The sequence below is a fragment of the Spongiibacter tropicus DSM 19543 genome (assembly GCF_000420325.1).
Lineage (GTDB): Bacteria > Pseudomonadota > Gammaproteobacteria > Pseudomonadales > Spongiibacteraceae > Spongiibacter > Spongiibacter tropicus.
The window spans coordinates 1942766-1963257 of record NZ_ATUS01000001.1 but is presented as its reverse complement, the minus strand read 5'-3'; the positions used below and the strand labels follow the sequence as shown (position 1 = coordinate 1963257).

The following is a 20492-nucleotide window of genomic DNA, read 5'->3' as shown; positions in this document are numbered from 1 at the left end:
GTCAGTCCTCTCGCTGGCGAAGCTGCTTCTCGGCGCGTTTTTCAAGCTGTCGCCACAACTGCTTGCAGCAGCGGTGAAGCTCGGCGTTGTCGAGTTGGTCTACTCCCCGACGAGCCAGCACAATAACATCGATACCGGGCAATCGCGACCGCTGTAGGCGGAAGCTTTCTCGAATAATGCGCTTTACGCGATTGCGTTGAACGGCAAGGCGCACATTCTTTTTGGCAATCACTAAGCCCAGACGCGGGTGATCCAGACCATTATTGTTGGCGAGAAACAGCAGCTCGGCGGTCGAGACCTTCAGACGAGAATGATCAAAGACCGCCTGGTAATCGCCGGCATTGAGTAGTCGCAGTGATTTATCAAAGCAGAAGTCCACTGCAATACCAGCATTACCTGCGTGATGGATTAGGCTGACAGTACGGCGCGGCCTTTGGCACGACGACGGTTGATCACCTTGCGGCCGTTTTTGGTTGCCATACGAGCGCGGAAACCGTGAGTACGGGCGCGTTTCAGGTTGCTGGGTTGAAAAGTTCTTTTGCTCATCGTTCTGTCCGTTCGTGGTGTCGGATTCGCCAGGAGCACCTCGTGCTTGCTGACGCCAGACCGGAAGCCGGGCCTGGGCGGCAAAAAATCGGATCGCGAATTTTAGTGGAGGGCTGAGGGAATAGCAATGCCTGCAGAGCCTTTAATTTTGCGGCCTGCGGGGTTTTTGCAAGAGACTGGGCAGCGCCTGTGCTGCTCAGAATATCGCCTTGTCACATGCTTTGCACATTGTATCCACAGGGAGGTCACAGAGTTATCCACATTTTTGTTAGTGTCGTCGTTGGTGAACGCCTTTTTGTTACTATATCTCATTGAAAAAATAGTCTTTTTTTGTTTGTTCTTGCTGTTGATAAAATCAAGATAAGTGTGGATAACCCCATTGCTTGGGCGTAGAATCAGCGGTCTGCTCTGGGGTTTTCAGGGCATTGAGGATGCCGGGTTGGCATGTAAGCGAAAGTGAACAGCCCGACCCGACCGACCGTATCGCCTGTGATTGTTGGGCCCTTTGATTATTGGCCGCAGGGCTTACGGCGGGGTCTATCGTGGATATAAGAAAGTAGGAGCGAAATTTTGTCTGAGGGTACATGGCAGCGTTGCGTCGGTCATTTGCAAGAAGAACTGCCAGCTCAGCAATTTAACACTTGGATTCGTCCGTTGCGGCTTGAAGTTGGCGACGGCTGGATCCGCTTGCTGGCACCAAACCGCTTCGTGCGCGATTGGGTCAATGACCGTTTCTTTGCACGTATTCGGGAGCTGGTATCGGAGTTTTCTCCCGAAGAAATGCCCATCAATATTGAGCTTGCAGTCGCTGATCGTCAGCCGCCGCCGGTCTCTGTGCCCCCCGCTCCCCCGGTGACCACAGCGCTAGCGTCGACGCCTGGCGCGGCGATGGCACCCCTAGCATCTGTTCAGGACGAATTTATAGAGGATCCCGGATACCGTGAACCTGAGCCTGTTGTTGCAAGCTCGCCCGTCGCGCCGGCAGTTCAGCGCCAGGTAGAGGTTGAGGGGGGGATCCGTCACCAGAGCTCCCTGATGGATGCCTATACGTTTGAAACCTTTGTGGAAGGCAAATCCAACCAGTTGGCGAGAGCTGCTGCCAGTCAGGTAGCGGAAAACCCCGGGCGAGCCTATAACCCTTTGTTCTTATATGGGGGTGTCGGTTTGGGTAAAACGCATTTGATGCACGCAGTGGGCAATTCACTGATGCAGCAAAACCCCAATGCCCGCGTTGTCTATTTGCACTCTGAGCGTTTTGTGGCCGACATGGTGAAGGCGCTACAGCTTAATGCGATCAATGAATTCAAGCGGTACTACCGGTCGGTGGACGCGCTGCTCATTGACGATATTCAGTTCTTCTCCGGCAAGGAGCGGTCTCAGGAAGAGTTTTTCCACACCTTTAATGCCCTGTTGGAGGGTGGTCAGCAGATGATTTTGACCTGCGATCGCTATCCCAAGGAGATAAAGGGTTTGGAGGAGCGCTTGAAATCGCGCTTTGGTTGGGGGCTCACTGTAGCGGTGGAGCCGCCGGAGCTTGAGACCCGAGTGGCGATTCTGTTGAAGAAGGCCGAGCAAGAGAAGATCGCCCTACCCTCCGACGCGGCTTTCTTTATTGCGCAGCGTGTTCGTTCCAATGTGCGGGAGCTGGAAGGTGTGCTGAAGCGCGTGATTGCCAGCTCACGGTTCATGGCGCGCCCCATTGATATTCCGCTGATTAAGGAATCCCTCAAAGATTTGCTTGCCTTGCAGGATAAACAGGTGAGTCTCGATAATATTCAGCGGACGGTGGCGGAGTATTACAAGATCAAGATTTCTGATCTGATGTCAAAGCGGCGCAGTCGTTCGGTGGCGCGGCCCCGTCAGTTGGCCATGGCGCTGTCAAAAGAGCTGACGAACCATAGCTTGCCGGAAATTGGCGAGGGATTTGGTGGTCGGGACCACACCACTGTGCTTCATGCCTGCCGGAAAATCAAAGAGTTGCGGGATAGCGATGGTGACATTCGCGAGGACTACAAGAATTTGATCCGGCTGCTGACAACATGATGTTTTTAATGCACTTTTTGTAATAAAGTGTAGAGATTCCAGCTTTTTCACCAGCGCAGCTCGGCGCTTGGCGGTTAATACGAATAACGGGACGATAGACGATGAAATTTTCCATATCCAGGGACGCCCTCATCAAACCCCTGAACCTAGTAGCCGGTGTGGTGGAGCGCCGCCAGACCCTTCCCATTCTCGCCAATGTGCAGCTAGTGCTGGATGGTCAACAGCTTTCACTGACAGGGACGGACCTTGAGGTTGAGCTTATCGGTCGCGTTGATCTGGGTGAAGCATCAGCGGGTCTGGAAACGGGCGAAATTACCGTTCCTGCCAAAAAGCTGGTGGATATTTGTAAAGCGCTGCCTGATGGAGCGGTTATTGATGTCAGCCAAGACGAACAGAAGCTGATCATCAAGTCCGGCCGCAGCCGGTTTCAGCTGTCCACTCTTCCCGCCAGTGATTTCCCCAGTGTTGAACAAGGACACGGGGGGCAGCGTTTTACCCTCAAGCAAGGCGATCTTAAGCGTCTGATTGAGCGTACCAGTTTTGCGATGGCTCAGCAGGATGTCCGTTATTACCTCAATGGAATGCTGTTCGAAGTGAGCAACGGGATGTTGCGGGTGGTGGCCACTGACGGGCATCGCCTGGCCATGGCTAGCCTCAAAGGTGATATTAATGTCAGCAACACGGCTCAGGTCATTCTCCCAAGGAAAGGCGTTATCGAGTTGGGCAGGCTGCTCATCAATGAAAATGAAGACGCCGAGTTATTCGTGGGCAGTAATCATATTCGAGTTGTCACGCCGGAGTTCACGTTTACGTCCAAGTTGATCGACGGCAAGTTTCCGGATTATGAGCGTGTGTTGCCACGCGGTGGTAGCAAGGTGGTTCTCGGTAGCCGTGCTGATCTCAAGCAGGCATTTGCGCGCACAGCGATTTTGTCGAACGAAAAATACCGCGGCATCCGCCTGTTGCTGACCTCTGGCAACCTGCAGATTGTGGCTAACAACCCCGAGCAGGAAGAAGCCGAAGAAATCGTGGCCGTGGACTACGAGGGCGATAGCCTGGAAATCGGCTTCAACGTGAGCTATCTGCTGGACGTGCTGTCTGCGATCAATAGCGAATCGGTGAAGTTCACCATGTCTGATTCCAATAGCTCGGCGTTGGTCGAAGAAGCCGAAAACAGCGACAGCCAGTACGTTGTTATGCCGATGAGGCTGTAATGCCAGCGATTGCGACCCGCAATAACGTCAATCGGCTGTCTTCGGGCAGCCGTTTTTGTATTGTAGCCCTTCTATTTTCATGTTGATCCGTGAGTTGCATCTGTCTCACTTCCGCAATCTGGCACAAGCCAGTTTGGAAGATCTGGATCAGTTCAATTTAATCCATGGCCGTAATGGCAGTGGGAAAACCTCTATCCTTGAAGCGATTCATATGCTTTCGTTGACGCGATCGTTTCGGTCGCGGCAGGTGGAAAGCATCATCCAGTTTGACTCGCCAGCATTGGTCGTCCGCGCGTTGCTTGATTCGGGGGGAGACCGTCGGAATCTCGGTATTCAACGGGGGAAGGATAAGTCGCTGGTGCTTAAATACGGCGGCGAGCGATTGCGCTCCTTTACCGATCTTTCCGGTCTGTTGCCGGTTCAGTTGATCAATCCCGATAGTTTTATGTTGCTGGAGGGCGCCCCAGCAGTTAGGCGCCAGTTTTTGGACTGGTCAGTGTTCCACGTGAAACATCTAGGCTTTTATCAGGAGTGGAGTCGTTATAGAAAGGCGTTGAAACAGCGAAATGCCCTCCTCAGACGTGGTAAACTATCCCCTTCCATGCTGGCGCCCTGGGAAGAAGAAATCGCGCTGACAGGGGCTAAAATTACGGCCATGCGCAGGCGGCAGTTCGAGTTGACGGAAAAGGCGTATCAGGCAATTTCCGCCGAATTGCTGGCAAGCTTGGGTGACGCGTCTTTCCAGGGGCATGATGTGTCCTTGTCGATGCGCTTTTCGCCCGGCTGGGATGATCGCGAGGGTGAAGGCGGTGAAAGTTCCCTTCTCCAGATTTTGGAGCAGGCTCGGGAGCAGGATGCCAGGCAGGGATTTACCCGAGTTGGGCCTCATCGTGCCGATATCCGCTTTTCCATGAGCGGTTTGCCCGCTCAGGATGTGTTATCCAGAGGGCAGATAAAAACCGTTGTTTGCGCGTTGAAATTGGCGCAGGCGAAGATGTTGATCGCCGAGGGTTTGGATGTGGCGTTGCTGCTGGATGACCTCCCGGCTGAGCTGGACAGACAGCGTAGAGCTGCTCTGTTTTCGGTGGTGTCCCAGTTGGGCGCGCAGGTTTTTGCAACATCCATAGATGAGTCCGATCTGGACGAGGCGTGGTTTGCTTGCGCTGAAAAAGTGAAAAGGTTTCACGTGGAACATTGCTGTCGAGGCAATGCCGAGGCAGAAAAATAGGCTTGCTGCAGGGCAAGGCGCTGGTGTTAGAGGCAAAGAATGACTGACGAAAACAAGAACTACGACTCCTCAAGTATCAAGGTGCTCAAAGGTCTGGACGCAGTAAGAAAGCGGCCAGGTATGTACATCGGTGACACCGACGACGGAACCGGGCTCCACCATATGGTGTTTGAGGTCGTCGATAACTCCATTGACGAAGCCCTGGCCGGTTACTGCAGCAAAATACAAATTACCATTCACCCCGATGAATCTATTACGGTTAGCGATGATGGCCGGGGTATTCCGACTGAAATTCACGAAGAAGGGGTTTCAGCAGCCGAAGTAATCATGACCGTTCTGCACGCAGGCGGTAAGTTTGATGACAATACCTACAAAGTGTCCGGCGGTCTTCACGGCGTCGGGGTGTCGGTGGTCAATGCCTTGTCAGAAGAGCTGCGTCTGACTATCCGCCGCGGTGGCAAGGTTCATGAGCAAATTTATAAACACGGCGTTCCTCAAGCTCCACTGGAGGTGATTGGCGATACTGAGCGCAGCGGTACCGAAGTGCGCTTTAAGCCGAGTAAAGAAACATTCACCAACATCGAGTTTCATTTTGACTACCTTGCCAAGCGGATTCGCGAGCTGGCTTTCCTTAACTCCGGCATCAATATTGAGCTTCACGACGAGCGCAGCGGTGAAAAGGAAACCTTCTGTTACGAAGGTGGCTTGAGTGCCTTTGTTGGCTACCTGAACAACAATAAGTCGGCGATTAACAATGTCTTCCATTTCAATACCGAAGCCGATGGCATTGGTGTCGAAGTCGCATTGCAGTGGAATGATAGCTTTCAGGAAAACATCTTCTGCTACACCAACAATATTCCCCAGCGGGATGGGGGTACGCACCTCGCGGGCTTCCGTGCTGGCCTGACTCGCAATCTCAACAACTACATTGAAAGCGAGGGCCTGGCTAAAAAGGCCAAGGTCTCAACGACCGGTGATGACGCGCGTGAAGGTCTGACGGCCGTGGTTTCGGTGAAAGTCCCCGACCCGAAATTCTCTTCTCAAACCAAAGACAAGCTGGTTTCCAGTGAGGTGAAGACGGTTGTCGAGCAGGCGATGACGGCTAAATTTGGCGATTTCCTGCTGGAAAGTCCGAATGAAGCCAAGCAAATTGTGCAGAAAATGCTGGATGCCGCCCGTGCAAGAGAAGCTGCCCGCAAAGCCCGCGAGATGACTCGACGCAAAGGGGCTCTGGATATTGCCGGGCTGCCGGGGAAGCTGGCTGACTGTCAGGAAAAAGACCCTGCCCTATCAGAACTGTACTTGGTGGAGGGTGACTCGGCCGGTGGTTCAGCTAAACAAGGCCGTGATCGGCGAACGCAGGCCATTTTGCCACTCAAAGGTAAAATCCTTAATGTTGAGAAAGCCCGCTTCGATAAGATGCTGTCCTCCGCCGAGGTGGGCACCATCGTTACCGCGCTGGGCTGCGGTATTGGTAAAGAAGAGTTTAATCTGGAAAAGCTTCGCTACCACCAGATTATTATCATGACGGATGCGGATGTCGACGGCTCCCACATTCGCACACTGCTGCTCACCTTTTTCTTCAGACAGATGCCTGAGCTGATCGAAAATGGCTATGTGTATATTGCTCAACCCCCCTTGTATAAAATTGGTCGCGGCAAGCAACACCAGTACCTGAAAGACGAAGGGGCATTGGCGAACTATTTGACGCAAAACGCCCTGGAAGGCGCCTCACTGTATGTGAATCCCGATGCTGCGCCGATCAGTGGTGCTGGATTGGAAACCCTGGTTAACAGCTATCGTAAAGTTGAGGATATTACTCAGCGGCTGTCGCGCATCTACCCTGCTCGCTTGTTGCGCGAATTGGTTTATCTGCCAACGGTAACACCGGAGCAGCTTTCTGATAGAAGCGCGATGGATAGCTGGGCAACCGCGATGGCTGAAATGACGGTAGAACTGGAAACCCGCGATGCGCAGCACCGTTACGACGTGCGGATTGTGGAAGACGCCGAACTGCAGATTTTTGTGCCTGAAGTGCAGATTACTTCGCATGGAGTGAGCACTAACTATCGGTTTGGGCGAGACCTGTTCAAGTCCGCAGACTACCAGGCTATTGCTGAACTGGGAGAAAGCCTGAAGGGGCTGCTCGAAGAAGGCGCCTACATCAAGCGTGGTGAGCGAACTCAGGAAGTCGAGTCGTTTGACGAGGTGATGCAGTGGTTGATGGCTCAGGCGGAGCGCGGCGTGAACATTCAGCGCTATAAAGGTCTGGGAGAAATGAACCCAGATCAGCTCTGGGAAACCACTATGGACCCGGATGCCCGCCGAATGCTGCGTGTCACGATTGAGGATGCGATTGCCGCTGATCAGATATTCACTTGTCTGATGGGCGATCAAGTAGAGCCTCGTCGGGACTTCATCGAAAGCAATGCACTGAAGGTGGCCAACCTCGACGTGTAATGCTGACATCTGTCAGAAATAAAAAAGCCCGGCACATGCCGGGCTTTTTTATGGGCGGAGTTTCTGTTCACGGCATTTCTGAACAGCGTGCTTCGATCCACTCCCCCACTTCTTCTGAAAGCTGTTTCGGGTCTCTGTCGTGTGTGTTGATCAGTGCGCCAATATGCAGAGTGACCACACCGGGGTGAATAATCAGGCTTTTCGCCGGCCAGACGCGCCCGGCATTGTGCGCGATGGGTAATATAGGCGCTCCAGCTTTCACCGCGATACCGGCGCCACCGCGCGCATACTTGCCGCGCTCACCATGATTCACTCGAGTGCCTTCGGGAAAGATAAGCAGGTTGTAGCCGTCGCGCAGTCGCTGCGTGCCCTTCTCCATGGTCTGGCGCATGGCTGTACGTGGATTGCTGCGATCAATACCAATGGCATTCATCATGCGCAGCGCCCAGCCAAAGAAGGGAATCGACAGCAGCTCCTTCTTGACGACGGTGGCAACGGGAAACAGAAACCACTGCAGATAAAAGGTTTCCCATTGGCTTTGGTGCTTGGCCAAGGCGACGTAGGGGCCATCTGACGCCTTAGGCAGCGCGCCGATAACTTCCGTACGGACGCCGCAGAATAGTCGCAGACAGAGGATGATCAGGGTGTTGCCAATAACAAAATACCGGCCGCGTAGCCTGAACGGCAAAAACCAGGTGAAAAGAATGCCGCTGATACTGAAGAACAGGGTAATGAACGCATAGGCGGCAAAAAATGCCGCCGAACGGATGGCCAATATCCCGGTGTACAGCGATTTCATGCTTTGCCTTATTTCTTGGCTGGAACCAGCAGCGAAATATCCGCTACCTCCAGGAACAGAGCCTGTAGCTGGCTGAGCAGGGTCAGCCGGTTCTTCTTGAGGGCCTCGTCCTCGGCATTGACCATCACCTCGTCAAAGAAGCGGTCGACCGGGGTGCGCAGTACCGCCAGTGTTTTGAGGCCTTCGGTGTAGTCGTGCTTGGCAAACAACGGTTCGACTTGCTGGTTGCTCGCCTGCATCGCGACGAACAGGCCTTTCTCGGCTTCTTCCTGCAACAGTGCTTCGTCTACAGCATCGCCCAATGCCAGCTCGGATTTCGCCAGAATATTGGACACCCGCTTGTTAGCGGCGGCCAGTGCGCTGGCTTCTTCCAGTTGCGCGAAGGCCTGTACTGCTTTTACGCGCAGGTCGAAATCGGTCGGGCGGGTAACGCCTTTGGCACCGACGGCGAGGAAAATTTCCGCACTGATGCCTTGGTCTTCATACCAGGCGCGCAGGCGCTCAAACATATAGTTGAGAATGGTCTGTTGCTGTTCAGCGCTGTTGTCTGCGGCGGCATGCTGTTTAAGCGCGACACCCAGCAACTCACCCAGGTCCAGATCCAGGCCTTTCTCGATAATAATCCGCATGACGGCGAGTGACGCGCGGCGCAGCGCAAAAGGATCTTTAGAGCCCGAGGGCTGCTGGCCGATGCCAAAAATACCGCTGATCGTATCGAGCCGGTCGGCCAGAGCAACGGCAATACCCGCTTCGCACTCTGGGAGCGCGTCGCCGGCAAAACGGGGCAGGTATTGTTGCTGCATCGCCTGCGCGATATTGTCGTTCTCGCCGTCATTCACAGCGTAGTAGTAACCGGCGATACCTTGCATATCGTCAAATTCCAGCACCATTTCCGATACCAGATCGCTTTTGCAAAGTTCCGCCGCCCGGCGAGCATCATCAGCGCTATAACTGAGCTGATTAGCTATCGCGGCGGCCAGCGTCGCGACGCGCTCGGTTTTGTCAAAAATACTGCCCAGCTTTTCCTGAAAAACGATACTTTTCAGGCGCTCGCGGCGTTCAGCCAAAGAGCTTTTGCAGTCTGTTTCAAAAAAGAAGGCGGCGTCACTGAGGCGAGGACGAATCACCCGCTCGTTGCCATCAATGACCTTTTTCGGGTCGCTGCTTTCAATGTTTGAGACGGTAATAAAGTGCGGCATAAGTTTGCCGTCAGGGTCGACGACATGGAAGTACTTCTGGTGCTCCTTCATAGAAGACACCAAGGCTTCGGCGGGGACTTTCAGGAAGCGTTCTTCAAAGTTACCCGCCAGCGCTACCGGCCATTCAACCAGCGCGGTGACTTCGTCCAGCAGGTCGTCGTCGATGACGGCTTGGCCGCCCAGTCGCTCCCCTTCCGCCTCCACCTGACGGCGAATCATCGCCTTGCGGCGTTCGCTGTCCACAATGACCTTGCCCTGGCTTTCCATCTGCTCGACATAGCTTGAGGGAGACTGAATGCTGATCGCACCCTGGCTGTGAAAGCGGTGCCCGCGGCTGTCGCGACCGGCTTCAATGCCCATCACGCTGTCGCTAATGACCTCGTCGCCAAACAGCATAATGATCCAGTGGACCGGACGAACAAACTGCTCGCGCTTGGCGCCCCAGCGCATGCGCTTTGGGATGGGCAGCGATGCCAGCGCCTGCTCGGTGATACCTGCAACCAGCGCCTTGCTCAGACTGCCTGCCTGCGTGCTGCGGTAGCAGAGCTTATCCTGCTTGCCATCGTTGGCGATGTAATTGTTCAAGTCTTCCAGTGCAATGCCATTGCCGCTGGCAAAGGCTTCTGCGGCCTTGGTGGGCTGCCCATCTTTAAACGCGACTTTGACCGGCGGGCCCCATTTCTCAATGGCCTTGTCCGGTGCCTGTTCGTCCAGACCGCTGATCAGCACGGCCAGCCGGCGAGGTGAGGCATAGGCCGTAATGGCGTCGCTGTGCAGCGCTTCACTCTGGAGCTGCTCGGCAATACTTTGCGTGAAAGCTTGTGACAGCGTGTTCAGGGCTTTGGGTGGCAGTTCTTCAGTGCCAATCTCAATCAGCAGATCTCGCTTGCTCATCACGCGTTTCCTTGTTCTGCGCGAAACTGCTCGCGCCAAAGTGCTTTTCGTTCGTCGCTGGCCAGCGGATAGTCGAGCTGGTTGCGCGCCTCATCGTAGGCGTTGGCTACCGCACGGGCCAAGCCACGCACGCGCAGAATAAAGCGCTGGCGCTCAGTCACCGAGATGGCGTGGCGGGCATCCAGCAGGTTGAAGACGTGGGACGCTTTCATCACCATTTCATAGGCAGGCAGGGGCAAGCCCTTGGCGACCAGACGCTGGCTCTCTGCTTCATAGTGGTCGAAGTTGGCGAACAACTGCTGAACGTCCGCTTCCTCAAAGTTGTAGGTCGACATTTCCACTTCGTTCTGGTGGAACACATCGCCGTAGGTCACTTTGCCCTCGGGGCCATCGGTCCATACCAAGTCATAGATACTGTCGACGCCCTGCAGGTACATGGCAATGCGCTCAAGGCCGTAGGTGATTTCGCCGGTCACAGGGAAGCACTCGATGCCGCCCACCTGCTGGAAGTAAGTGAACTGGGTGACTTCCATGCCGTTCAGCCAGACTTCCCAGCCCAGGCCCCAGGCGCCCAGTGTGGGAGACTCCCAGTTGTCCTCAACAAAGCGAATGTCGTGGACCGTGGGGTCAATACCCAGCATGCGCAGCGAGTCCAGGTACAGCTCCTGAATATTGTCCGGTGAGGGCTTCATCACGACCTGAAACTGGTAGTAGTGCTGCAGACGGTTGGGATTTTCACCGTAGCGACCATCAGTGGGGCGGCGACAAGGTTGAACGTATGCCGCGTTCCAGCTCTCCGGGCCTACTGCCCGCAAAAAAGTGGCCGGGTGAAACGTACCCGCGCCAACTTCCATATCCAGAGGCTGCAATACGACGCAGCCCTGCTTGGCCCAAAATTGCTGCAGGCTCAGGATAAGTCCCTGAAAGCTGCTTACATCTGCCTGGTTCACAGTGATCCCCACTTCGTGCGCTGTGCTCAAATCGGTGTCAGAAAGACGGCGATTATACAGGCTTGTGAGCAGCGGGGCGACGCGAGATCGCAGTTGGCTCTGTGTTGGGGCGGCTTGCTATGATTCCCAAAATTCCTCGCGGAGCGGAAACATGGGAAAAATCATTGGTGCCTTGCTGGGCTACTTTTCGGGAGGCCTCATTCTGGCTGCCGTTGGCCTGCTTATCGGGCACCTGTTTGACCGAGGCCTGAAGCGGGCCATGGGCTTCAATTACGTCGCTGAGCGAGAGCAGCTGCAAAAGGTCTTCTTTGACAGCACTTTCCGCATTATGGGTTACCTCGCCAAGGCCGACGGGCGCGTCTGCGAGATGGAGGTTCAGCAGGCCGAGGCGATATTTACGCAACTGGGGTTGAGTGGTGAGCGCCGCCGTCAGGCGATAGCCCGGTTTAAAGAGGGTAGCGAAGCCGGTTTCGAACTCGAGACTTGTGTCTCGACCTTCATCGAGCACTGCGGACGTCAGCCACTGCTCAAACAGATGCTGATTGAGGCACTGTTGGCGATGGCCGTTGCTGACGGGACCATCGATCCGGCGGAGGAAAAGGTGCTTCGCCGTGTGGCGCATTTTCTCGGCTTCAATAGCGCGCGCTTCGAGCAGCTGCTGAACATGACCCGCGCCCAGCACCACTTCCACTATCAATACTCCTCGAACCGTGAGCAGGCGCACCGTGACCGTCACGACGAACTGGCTGATGCCTATCAGGCGATGGGGATTAACGCCGAGGTCAGCGATGCCGAGTTGAAAAAGGCTTACCGGCGACTAATGAGCGAGCATCACCCCGATAAGCTGATCGCCAAAGGAGTGCCTGAGGACATGATCAAGCTGGCAACGGAGAAGTCGCAGGACATCCGAGCGGCCTACGATTTGATTCGGCGGCACCGGGGCCTGTCCTGACCCTCTTTTAATACGGCTGTCACGATTCACCTCTACACTGCGCGGCTATTTGGCTTGGGATTGAGGGTGAGACATGCGCGCGCATACATGGAGCGGCCTGACTGTCGTCGTGGCGATGCTGCTGGGCTGTGGGGGTTCTGGAAGCGGTTCAAATAGCGAGACGACTCCCGACCCAGTTGAACGCCGAATTGTGATATCCGGCGCGGGCACTATTGCCGCCGGCCACGTGCAAACGCTGATCGCCGACGTTGATGGCGACGAGGCCGTGGAATGGCGCTGGCAGGTTCTCGAGGGTAATGGCCTTCTTGATTTGCAGCAGATAGACGGTGAGCGCTTCAGCTACCGAAGTGTTGAGCCCGGTGCGGCGAGTAGCCTCGTTGTGCGAGCTGCGGCCCGGCAAGAGGGGGTGACTGTGGGTGAGTCCACAAAGACCGTCCACGTTTACCCGTCCGAGCATCCCGCCGAAAAACCCCTCATTTCTCTCGGTGAAGACAGAACCGTCGATGAAGCCTCAGCGATCCACCTCAATGCTTCGGCGCAAGCGCGTGGCGGACGCAGCGTGCGGGCCCTGCGGTGGACACAGCTCAACGGGCCTGCGGCAAGCGTTATCGGTGCGAGCGACCAGGATACTCTCCAGCTTCAGCTACCGCAGGTGGATCAGCCCGAGACCCTGGTATTCGAGCTTGCGGTACGTGACAGCGGAGGCTTTGTTGCTCGTAAAACCCTGCGCCTGTACGTATTGGACAACCTCGTTAATCAGTTACCTGAGGTCGATGCGGGCGAAGATATGACGGCGAAAAGTCGCGACACGGTTCGCTTGTCAGGGCGTGCGTCTGACCCCGATGGGAGTATCAGCGCCGTACTCTGGCGCGCGTTGGGAGAAGACGCTGACCTGGAGATTGTTGATGCCGACAGTCTGACCGCGCGGTTTGTGGCGCCACTGACGGCTGTGCCGCGTGAAATGCTTCTGCGGCTTACCGCGATTGATAACGAGGCTGCGGAAGCCCACGATGATATTCACATTCTGCTGCAACCGGCCAGCAATGCGACCCCGCTGATCCATACCGCCGCGGTAAGCAGTGCTGTTGCCTACAGCGGCGAGACCATCCGCCTGCAGGCGGATGCCAGCGATGCCGATGGTGATGCGTTGAGTTATTTCTGGGAGCCCTTACAGGAAGAAGGCCAGCCTCCCTTGGCGGTGCGAAACGCGCAAGAGACACACGCCGAGCTGACGGTGCCGGCACTGGATGCACCGATCGAAGTCGATTTGGCCCTGCGTGTGAGTGACGGCGTCGATACCACGACGGCCGTGCGCCGCCTGCAACTGCTGCCGCGACAGGCGGCGGATGTTGACCCATTGAATTGTCTGATGGATCCCTTGCAGATGGGTTGTCCCCTCTACCCCATGTCGGCGTTATTGAATCCCGACGCGTTTGCCGCCTGCGATGACCCTCTCAGCCCAGACTGCCTGCTGGGCGACCTGATCGGTCCCTCGGTAAGAAACTGTTTGAGTGAGCCGACGGCTGCGGGTTGCTACGACGCCTTTCTGGATGTCACGGACCCGAGCTATGTGTTGGAACAGATCGGTCCGGAAGCGCCCGCCGATGCGTGCACGCCCGCCTATGACGCCGACAGTTTCTACCACTATGCGGGTAGCCTTCATGAGCACACGGCCTATTCAGATGGCACGCCGTTGACCCGCCCGGCAGACGTTTATCGCCGGGTAAAACAGAGCGGTTTTGATTTTGTTGGCAGCGCCGACCACTCTGACAATATCGGTATTCCGCTTTCAGTGGGGCTGAGTCGCGCGGAGTGCAGTGCCGAGGACTTTCTCTACTGTCTGATTCTGGTTGATAAAGACCGGCCACAGGACGCCTTTGCCAAGTGGTCGGCAACGCTGACGCAGAGTGAGGCGGCTAGCGACGACAGCTTTACCGCGTTTCGTGGTTTTGAGTGGACCTCTGACCGTTTCGGGCATGCCAATATTTTCTTCTCGCGCAATTACGTCAATGCTAAAACCGGGCCCGGCTACGCCGTGACCATGGCACTGTTCTGGGAGTGGTTCAGCTATCCCGCGCAGTTTGGCGGCGGCAGCGATGGCCTGCTCAGCTTCAATCATCCGGGTCGGGAAGATGATCTGGAGAGTGCCTTTGAGTTTGCCGGTGGAGACCCGGGCTTTACCTTTAATGACTTCCGCTACGTTCCCCACGCCGACTATCGGGTGGTAGGGCTGGAGGTGTTTGGCAAGGGCAGTGAATATGACAGCGATGGCCCGCTCGGCAGTTGGTTCAGCTACGCTCTGGACAAGGGCTGGCACCTTGCGCCGGTGGGCTCGGAAGATCATCACGGGGTTACCTGGGGTGACCCCGATCTGCCTAAAACGGTGATTGTCGCTCGCTCCCGTAAGCTGGACGATCTGCGCGACGCCATGCTTGCCCGGCGCATGTACGCCGTGGCGCAGCATTACAATGATTTGCGCCTCGACTACCACGTTGATGGTCAGGCCATGGGTGCGAGATTACAGCGTCCTGCCGGAACGACTCTGCCCTTTACTGTGACGGTGCGTCGCCACAGCGGCGCGCCGATGAGCAGTGCCCGAATTCAACTGGTGGGGCCGGGGAATGAAGTGATTGCAGAAGGGCGTGGCGACACACTGACGGGCACACTCACCGTGTCGGCGGAAAAACGCTATGCCTTTGTGCGGGTTCTGGATGGCGATGCCGGTGATCGCCCTGTTGCCTTTGCGGCGCCTGTCTGGCTGTTGCCGGGCGCGTCTCCCCTGCCCCTCTGCCTGCCGCCCGCAATATGGTCTGGAGATAGCGCCTTGCATCCCCGCCTGCCGTAGCGCTGGCGCTCAGACGTGGCGGGCCTGCTGGATTTCACGGTAGCGGCTCGCCCAGTCTTCAAAACTTTCCGCATTGAGCGCCGGTGCGTAGAGGAAGCCCTGAACCTTGTCACAGTGATGATCGCGCAGCAGGCGCCGCTGCTGAAGGTTTTCCACACCTTCTGCAATCACCGACATATTGAAGCTGTGGGCCATGGCGATAATGGCGTTCACCAGCGTCATGCTGTCGCCGCTGCGGTCGATGTCGTGAACAAAGCTGCGATCGATTTTGAGAATATCGAAGGGATAGCGCTTAAGATAGCTCAGCGACGCATAGCCGGTGCCGAAGTCGTCCAGTGACAGCTTCACTCCCAGTGCCTTGAGCTGCTGGAAGCACTCGCGGATTTTGGGATCGTCGTTAATCAGCAGTCCCTCGGTAATCTCCAGCTCGAGTTGTTTGGCGGGCAGCCCAGACTGTTTCAGTGCTTTCTTAACACTCTCCACCACCTGTGCGCCCTCGAACTGTCGGGCGGAGATATTCACCGCAATACTCATCTCGGGCAGTCCGGCGTGCCGCCAGCGCACCGCCTGCTTGCAGGCGTTGATCAACACCCACTCGCCAATTCCGTTGATCAGGCCACACTCTTCGGCGATGCCAATAAATCGGTCAGGGCCGGGGTTTTTCAGCTCGTTGTTATACCAGCGCAGCAGCACCTCGGCACCGATCAGCTTGTTGGTACTCAGGTCGACGACGGGTTGGTAGTGCAGCTTGAATTCATCTTTTTCAATGGCGCGCCGCAGTTGAGCTTCGGTTTCCAATCGCTGCTCGGCCTGGCTGCTCATGCCCGCTTCATAGAAACAGAATTGACCACCGCCCCGGCTTTTAGCGGTAAACATGGCCGCTTCTGCCCGGCGCAACAGGGTTTCGGCGCCGTCGCCATCATCCGGATACAGGGCAATGCCGATGCTGGCGGACAGGGTGATATCGTGAGTGTCGATGGCGAGTGGCTCGCTGATTATCTCGAGCAAGCTGTCGGCAAAAATACGGGCTTCGTCGCGGCAGCTGTTATCGCCAAGGACCACCAGAAATTCATCGGCCCCCAGGTGCGCCAGCAACTGGTCGTTACGCAAGCAGCGTTGCAGGCGCTCGGCCGTGCTGCGGAAAAGGCGGTCGACGACCCAGTGACCCAGCGAGTCGTTGATATAGCGAACGCGATCCAGGTCGATATGCAGCAATCCAAAGCCGTTGCGTTGTTCAATACTGTGCTGGAGGTTCTTCAGGGCCAGCTGTCGATTGGGCAGGCCGGTCAGCACATTATAGTGCTCGCGAACAAACAGCCGGTTGGCAATCGCCTTGTGTTCGGAGATATCTTCGCAGCTGATCAGATACTGCTCGATGTTTCCTTCGGCATCGTAAATAGCACTGGCCACGGCCGATATATACTCGTCCTGGCCCTGCAGCTGCATATGCAGCTCCCCTTCCCAGTCGCGGCCTTGTTGAAGCGTGGCCAGCGCCTGTTGGCGAGTATCTTCACTGACGCGGGCCAGCATGTCGGCGATATCTTCGCGGCGGCTGTTATCGGGCAGGCGGCTGAGGTTGCGGAATTTTTTGTTGATATAAAGAGGCTGAAATTGCTGGTCCAGCAAGACCAGCGCCGCCGGACTGTGTTCCAGCAAGGTGGCCAGTCGCTCGGCCTCCTCTATGCTGCTGGCAGCGCGTTGTTTGAGGCGTGCAAGACGGAAACTGCTATAGGCGAGCAGCAGTGCCAGTGCGGTCGAAAATACCGCCAGTGCGACCACATTGCTGTCGAATCGGTGCTCGGGCAGCAGCAGACTGCCCGCAGCCAGAATCGCGGCAATCGCTATGGCGACGATGAAGCGCAGATACTCCATAGTGAACTCGGTTAACAGGACGTAGCTATCATGGCAGGGCTACTGACAGGGCGCCAGAAGATTATGCATCCCGTTGGCCAATATACTGCGTTTGTAGAGGTTTCGTCGTTTCTTCGGCATTGATGTCCTGCCGATGGAGGCGTGTGGAAAGCGAGGAAAATCGATCAGCCAACTCATTTTCCGTCAGCAAAAAATCGGGGTTTTGCGGCCCGCTAGGGCTGGCGCGCAGCGAATTAAAGGTCTGGTAAAACAACAGGCCTCCCGGCGCCAGCGCGGCTTCAATCAATGGCAGAATCGGACGGTGAAGATAATAGCTGACAACGATCACGTCATAGCGACTATGCTGCTCGAGCAGCCAGCGCGAGGTGGTGCATTCCAGGTCGATGCACAGGGCGTTAATCGGCAGTTGTTGCTGTGCGGCGTATTCCGACAGTTTGCGAATGGCGGTGGCGGCCTTATCCACTGCATCGACCGCTAATCCGTGGCGGGCGAGCAGCACCGCGTTGCCGCCGAGGCCGCAGGCGAGATCCAGTGCCCGGCCGCTTGTCGGCAGTCGTGCCTGCTGTTGCTGAAGCAGTGCACAGGCGTCGACGGGGAGGTTCGCCTGCTGATAGCGCCGCTCCCATTTGTCGGCAACGGGCATCAACGTCTCCAGAAAGCCGGCATCAGCAGTACCAGCAAGGTGAAGATTTCCAGTCGCCCCAGCAGCATCGCGTAACAGAGCATCCATTTGCCGATGTCGGTCACGCTGCTGTAATTGGCGGCGACCTCGCCCAAGCCCGGCCCCATATTATTGATAGAGGCTGCCGTTGCGGAAAAGGCGGAGAGAAAATCCAGCCCGCAGGCCATCATGAACAAGGTAATGCCGATAAACGAAATCAGGTAGACGCCTACAAAGCTCCACACCGCGCTGACCACTTTCGCCTCAACGCGCGTGGAGCCAATTTTCAGTGGAATGACCGCATTGGGATGAATGAGCTGCTTCAGTTCCCGGATGCCCTGCTTGGCAATCAGCATGATGCGCACGGCTTTCATCCCGCCGCCGGTCGAGCCGCCGCAGCCGCCCATAAAAGAGAGCATTAACAAGCCGATGGGGAGGAAGCTGGGCCAGGACGCAAAGTCGTCGGCGCCGAAGCCCGCGGTGGTGGCAATGGAGACCGTGTGGAAAATACCGTGAATCAATCCGTCGCCAGGTGTCTGGTCGCCAGTGAAAATCAGGTAGGCGCACACGCAAATCATCGCGATCAGCATCACGCCGAGGTAGAAGCGGGTTTCCGAGTCTGCCAGGTAGTGGCGCAAACTGCGGGCGCGCCACACATGGAAATGGATCGCAAAGCTCATGCCGGCCAGCAGCATGAACACGCTGCATATCATCAGGATCAGCGGGCTGTCGAAGTAGCCCATGCTGGCATCGTGGGTAGAGAAGCCGCCAATCGCCACGGTGGAAAAGGCGTGGCCGATGGCGTCGAAGGGCGTCATTCCCGCCAACCAATAGGCCAGCGTGCAGGCAGCCGTCATCGCCACATACATTAAAAACAGCACTTTTGCGGTGCCGGTAATACGTGGGGTGAGTTTATTGTCTTTCACCGGGCCGGGGATTTCGGCGCGATACAGCTGCATGCCGCCGATGCCCAATATGGGCAAGATCGCTACGGCGATCACGATAATCCCGATGCCGCCCAACCATTGCAGAAACTGGCGGTAAAACAGGATGGAAATCGGCAGCTCATCGAGGCCGACGATTACCGTGGCGCCGGTGGTGGTGAGGCCGGAAATGGACTCAAAGACCGCATCGCTGACCGACAGGCCCGGACTGTCCGACAGATAGAACGGCAGTGCACCGAACAAACCCAGAACCGTCCAGAACAGGGAAACCACCAGAAAGCCGTCGCGAATGCCGAGATCGGGCTGGCGGCCGCGGCTGATTCCCCACAACAGCAGGCCGCTGCTGAAGGTAACGACAAAGGCAGAGCTGAATGCGTGCAATGCGCCGTCGTGATAGATCAATGCCAGTGCGGCCGGCATTGCCATCGTCAGGCTGAAAATCATCAGCAACATGCCGATAATGCGGCAGATCGTCATCAGGTGCATGCCGGTCTCCGCTACTTAAAAGAAGGTGAAGCCTACCGAGAACAGCTTCTCCACCAGCTTGATTTTGCTCTTGTCGACCAGGAAGAGAATCAGGTGGTCTTCGCTTTCTACGGTCAGGTGGCTGTGGGCAATCATCACTTCGTCACCGCGCACAATGGCACCGATAGTGACACCGTCGGGCAGGTCGATTTCATCCAGTCGGCGCCCCACCACGCGCGATGAGCGGCTGTCGCCGTGAGCAATAATTTCCAATGCCTCGGCGGCGCCCCGGCGCAGCGAGTGCACATTGTAAATATCGCCGCGACGCACATGGGTGAGCAGACTGCCGATGGTGATCTGTTGCGGTGACAGGGCAATATCGATTTCGCCGCCCTGCACCAGATCAACATACGCCGGATTGGTAATCAGGGTGACCACCTTGCGCGCGCCCATGCGCTTGGCCAACAGCGAGGACATGATGTTGGCCTCGTCGTCATTGGTCAGCGCCAGAAAGACATCTGTCTCCTCGATGTTTTCCTGCGCCAGCAGCTCGTGGTCAGAGGCGCTGCCGTGCAACACAATGGCGTGGCGGAGCTGCTCTGACAGAGTGCGACAGCGCTCATAGCTGCGCTCGATAATCTTGACGTTGTAGCGGCCTTCGACCGCACTGGCCAGACGTTCACCGATGTTGCCGCCCCCGGCAATAATCAGTCGCTTGTAACGGGTATCCAGCCGCCGCAGTTCGCTCATGACCGGCATGACGTTTTTCTTGGCGGCGATAAAGAACACCTCGTCACCCGCTTCTACCACGGTAGTGCCGGTGGGCACGATGGCATTGCCCCGCCGGAAAATAGCGGCGACGCGAGTGTCGACTTTGGGCATGTGTTCGCGGATGGTCGCCAGCTCGTTGCCGACCAGCGGGCCGCCGTAATAGGCCTTTACGCCGACCAGTTGCACCTTGCCATCGGCAAAATCCAGCACCTGCAGCGAGCCGGGGTATTGCAGCAGGCGTTTGATATAGCGGCAGACCAGCTCTTCGGGGCTGATGAACACGTCGATGGGAATGGCGTCGACACCGAACAGTTTGGCCCGCGAGGTGTAGGAGCTGGAGCGGATGCGGGAGATTTTGGTGGGGGTGCGGAACAGACTGTAGGCAACCTGACAGGCCACCATATTGATTTCGTCGGAGCTGGTCACGGCGATCAGCATGTCGGCATCTTCAGCCCCGGCGCTGTAGAGCACGTCGGGGTGAGATGCTGAGCCACAGACGGTGCCGATATCCAGCCGGTCTTGCAGCTCGCGCAGGCGCTCGGCGTCCTTATCGACCACCGTAATATCGTTGTGCTCGCTGGCCAGATTTGCCGCCAGTGTGCCGCCGACCTGACCGGCGCCAAGGATAATAATTTTCATAAGCTTTCAG

General features: G+C 56.5%; 15 protein-coding genes. 6 read left to right on the top strand and 9 right to left on the bottom strand.

Translation table 11 applies throughout. From position 1 onward, the window contains the following. Position 1: 1 nt before the first annotated feature. A complete protein-coding gene (rnpA, locus tag G411_RS0109205) occupies positions 2-379 on the bottom strand; it encodes a ribonuclease P protein component (protein WP_022958906.1) in 378 nt (125 codons plus the stop codon). A gap of 29 nt (positions 380-408) precedes the next feature. Further along, positions 409-546, bottom strand: a complete 138-nt coding sequence (gene rpmH, locus G411_RS0109200) for a 50S ribosomal protein L34 (protein ID WP_022958905.1) — start codon at positions 544-546, stop codon at positions 409-411. A 570-nt stretch (positions 547-1116) separates the two neighbouring features. Between rpmH and dnaA the strand changes: the two genes are divergently transcribed. From dnaA to gyrB, 4 genes are all read left to right on the top strand, one after another. Beyond that, the gene (gene dnaA / locus G411_RS0109195; RefSeq protein WP_022958904.1) at positions 1117-2589 is read left to right on the top strand and encodes a chromosomal replication initiator protein DnaA; all 1473 of its coding nucleotides are present in this window, start codon (positions 1117-1119) and stop codon (positions 2587-2589) included. A 101-nt stretch (positions 2590-2690) separates the two neighbouring features. Next, on the top strand, positions 2691-3803 hold the full coding sequence (gene dnaN, locus G411_RS0109190) for a DNA polymerase III subunit beta (RefSeq protein ID WP_022958903.1): 1113 nt from the start codon (positions 2691-2693) through the stop codon (positions 3801-3803). Between the two features lie 79 nt (positions 3804-3882). Beyond that, the gene (gene recF, locus G411_RS0109185; protein ID WP_022958902.1) at positions 3883-5031 is read left to right on the top strand and encodes a DNA replication/repair protein RecF; all 1149 of its coding nucleotides are present in this window, start codon (positions 3883-3885) and stop codon (positions 5029-5031) included. 39 nt (positions 5032-5070) lie between these two features. Continuing rightward, a complete protein-coding gene (gyrB, locus tag G411_RS0109180) occupies positions 5071-7491 on the top strand; it encodes a DNA topoisomerase (ATP-hydrolyzing) subunit B (RefSeq protein ID WP_022958901.1) in 2421 nt (806 codons plus the stop codon). Positions 7492-7558: 67 nt separating this feature from the next. Here the strand turns inward: gyrB and G411_RS0109175 are convergent, their stop codons facing one another. Genes G411_RS0109175 through glyQ form a run of 3 tightly spaced genes read right to left on the bottom strand, consistent with a single transcriptional unit; the run spans position 7559 to position 11333 of the window. After that, positions 7559-8290, bottom strand: coding sequence for a lysophospholipid acyltransferase family protein (locus tag G411_RS0109175; RefSeq protein ID WP_022958900.1), 732 nt, complete (start codon positions 8288-8290; stop codon positions 7559-7561). An 8-nt stretch (positions 8291-8298) separates the two neighbouring features. After that, positions 8299-10383: a glycine--tRNA ligase subunit beta gene (gene glyS, locus G411_RS0109170; RefSeq protein ID WP_022958899.1), complete on the bottom strand. Its 2085-nt coding sequence runs from the start codon at positions 10381-10383 to the stop codon at positions 8299-8301. After that, positions 10383-11333 carry a glycine--tRNA ligase subunit alpha gene (gene glyQ / locus G411_RS0109165; protein ID WP_028968297.1) on the bottom strand — a complete coding sequence of 317 codons (951 nt, stop codon included), beginning with the start codon at positions 11331-11333 and terminating at the stop codon, positions 10383-10385. The genes glyS and glyQ overlap by 1 nt, the downstream gene beginning before the upstream one ends. Positions 11334-11484: 151 nt before the next feature. On the opposite strand from glyQ, the gene djlA reads away from it, so the two are divergent. Both djlA and G411_RS0109155 read left to right on the top strand, forming a co-directional pair. After that, complete coding sequence (gene djlA / locus G411_RS0109160; protein ID WP_022958897.1) at positions 11485-12285, top strand: co-chaperone DjlA; 801 nt, start codon at positions 11485-11487, stop codon at positions 12283-12285. Positions 12286-12358: 73 nt separating this feature from the next. Continuing rightward, positions 12359-15130 (top strand): PKD domain-containing protein, encoded by a 2772-nt coding sequence (locus G411_RS0109155; protein ID WP_037508458.1) that lies wholly within the window; start codon positions 12359-12361, stop codon positions 15128-15130. A gap of 9 nt (positions 15131-15139) precedes the next feature. Here G411_RS0109155 and G411_RS19940 read toward each other — a convergent pair whose 3' ends face one another. The 4 genes from G411_RS19940 to trkA form a co-directional block, all read right to left on the bottom strand. Next, positions 15140-17002 (bottom strand): putative bifunctional diguanylate cyclase/phosphodiesterase, encoded by a 1863-nt coding sequence (locus tag G411_RS19940; RefSeq protein ID WP_022958895.1) that lies wholly within the window; start codon positions 17000-17002, stop codon positions 15140-15142. A 61-nt stretch (positions 17003-17063) separates the two neighbouring features. Continuing rightward, positions 17064-17645, bottom strand: a complete 582-nt coding sequence (locus G411_RS0109145) for a class I SAM-dependent methyltransferase (protein WP_022958894.1) — start codon at positions 17643-17645, stop codon at positions 17064-17066. Then, complete coding sequence (locus tag G411_RS0109140) at positions 17645-19093, bottom strand: TrkH family potassium uptake protein (RefSeq protein ID WP_022958893.1); 1449 nt, start codon at positions 19091-19093, stop codon at positions 17645-17647. Before G411_RS0109140 ends, G411_RS0109145 begins: the two co-directional genes overlap by 1 nt. A 15-nt stretch (positions 19094-19108) precedes the next feature. Continuing rightward, a complete protein-coding gene (gene trkA, locus G411_RS0109135) occupies positions 19109-20482 on the bottom strand; it encodes a Trk system potassium transporter TrkA (RefSeq protein WP_022958892.1) in 1374 nt (457 codons plus the stop codon). Between the last annotated feature and the right edge of the window lie 10 nt (positions 20483-20492).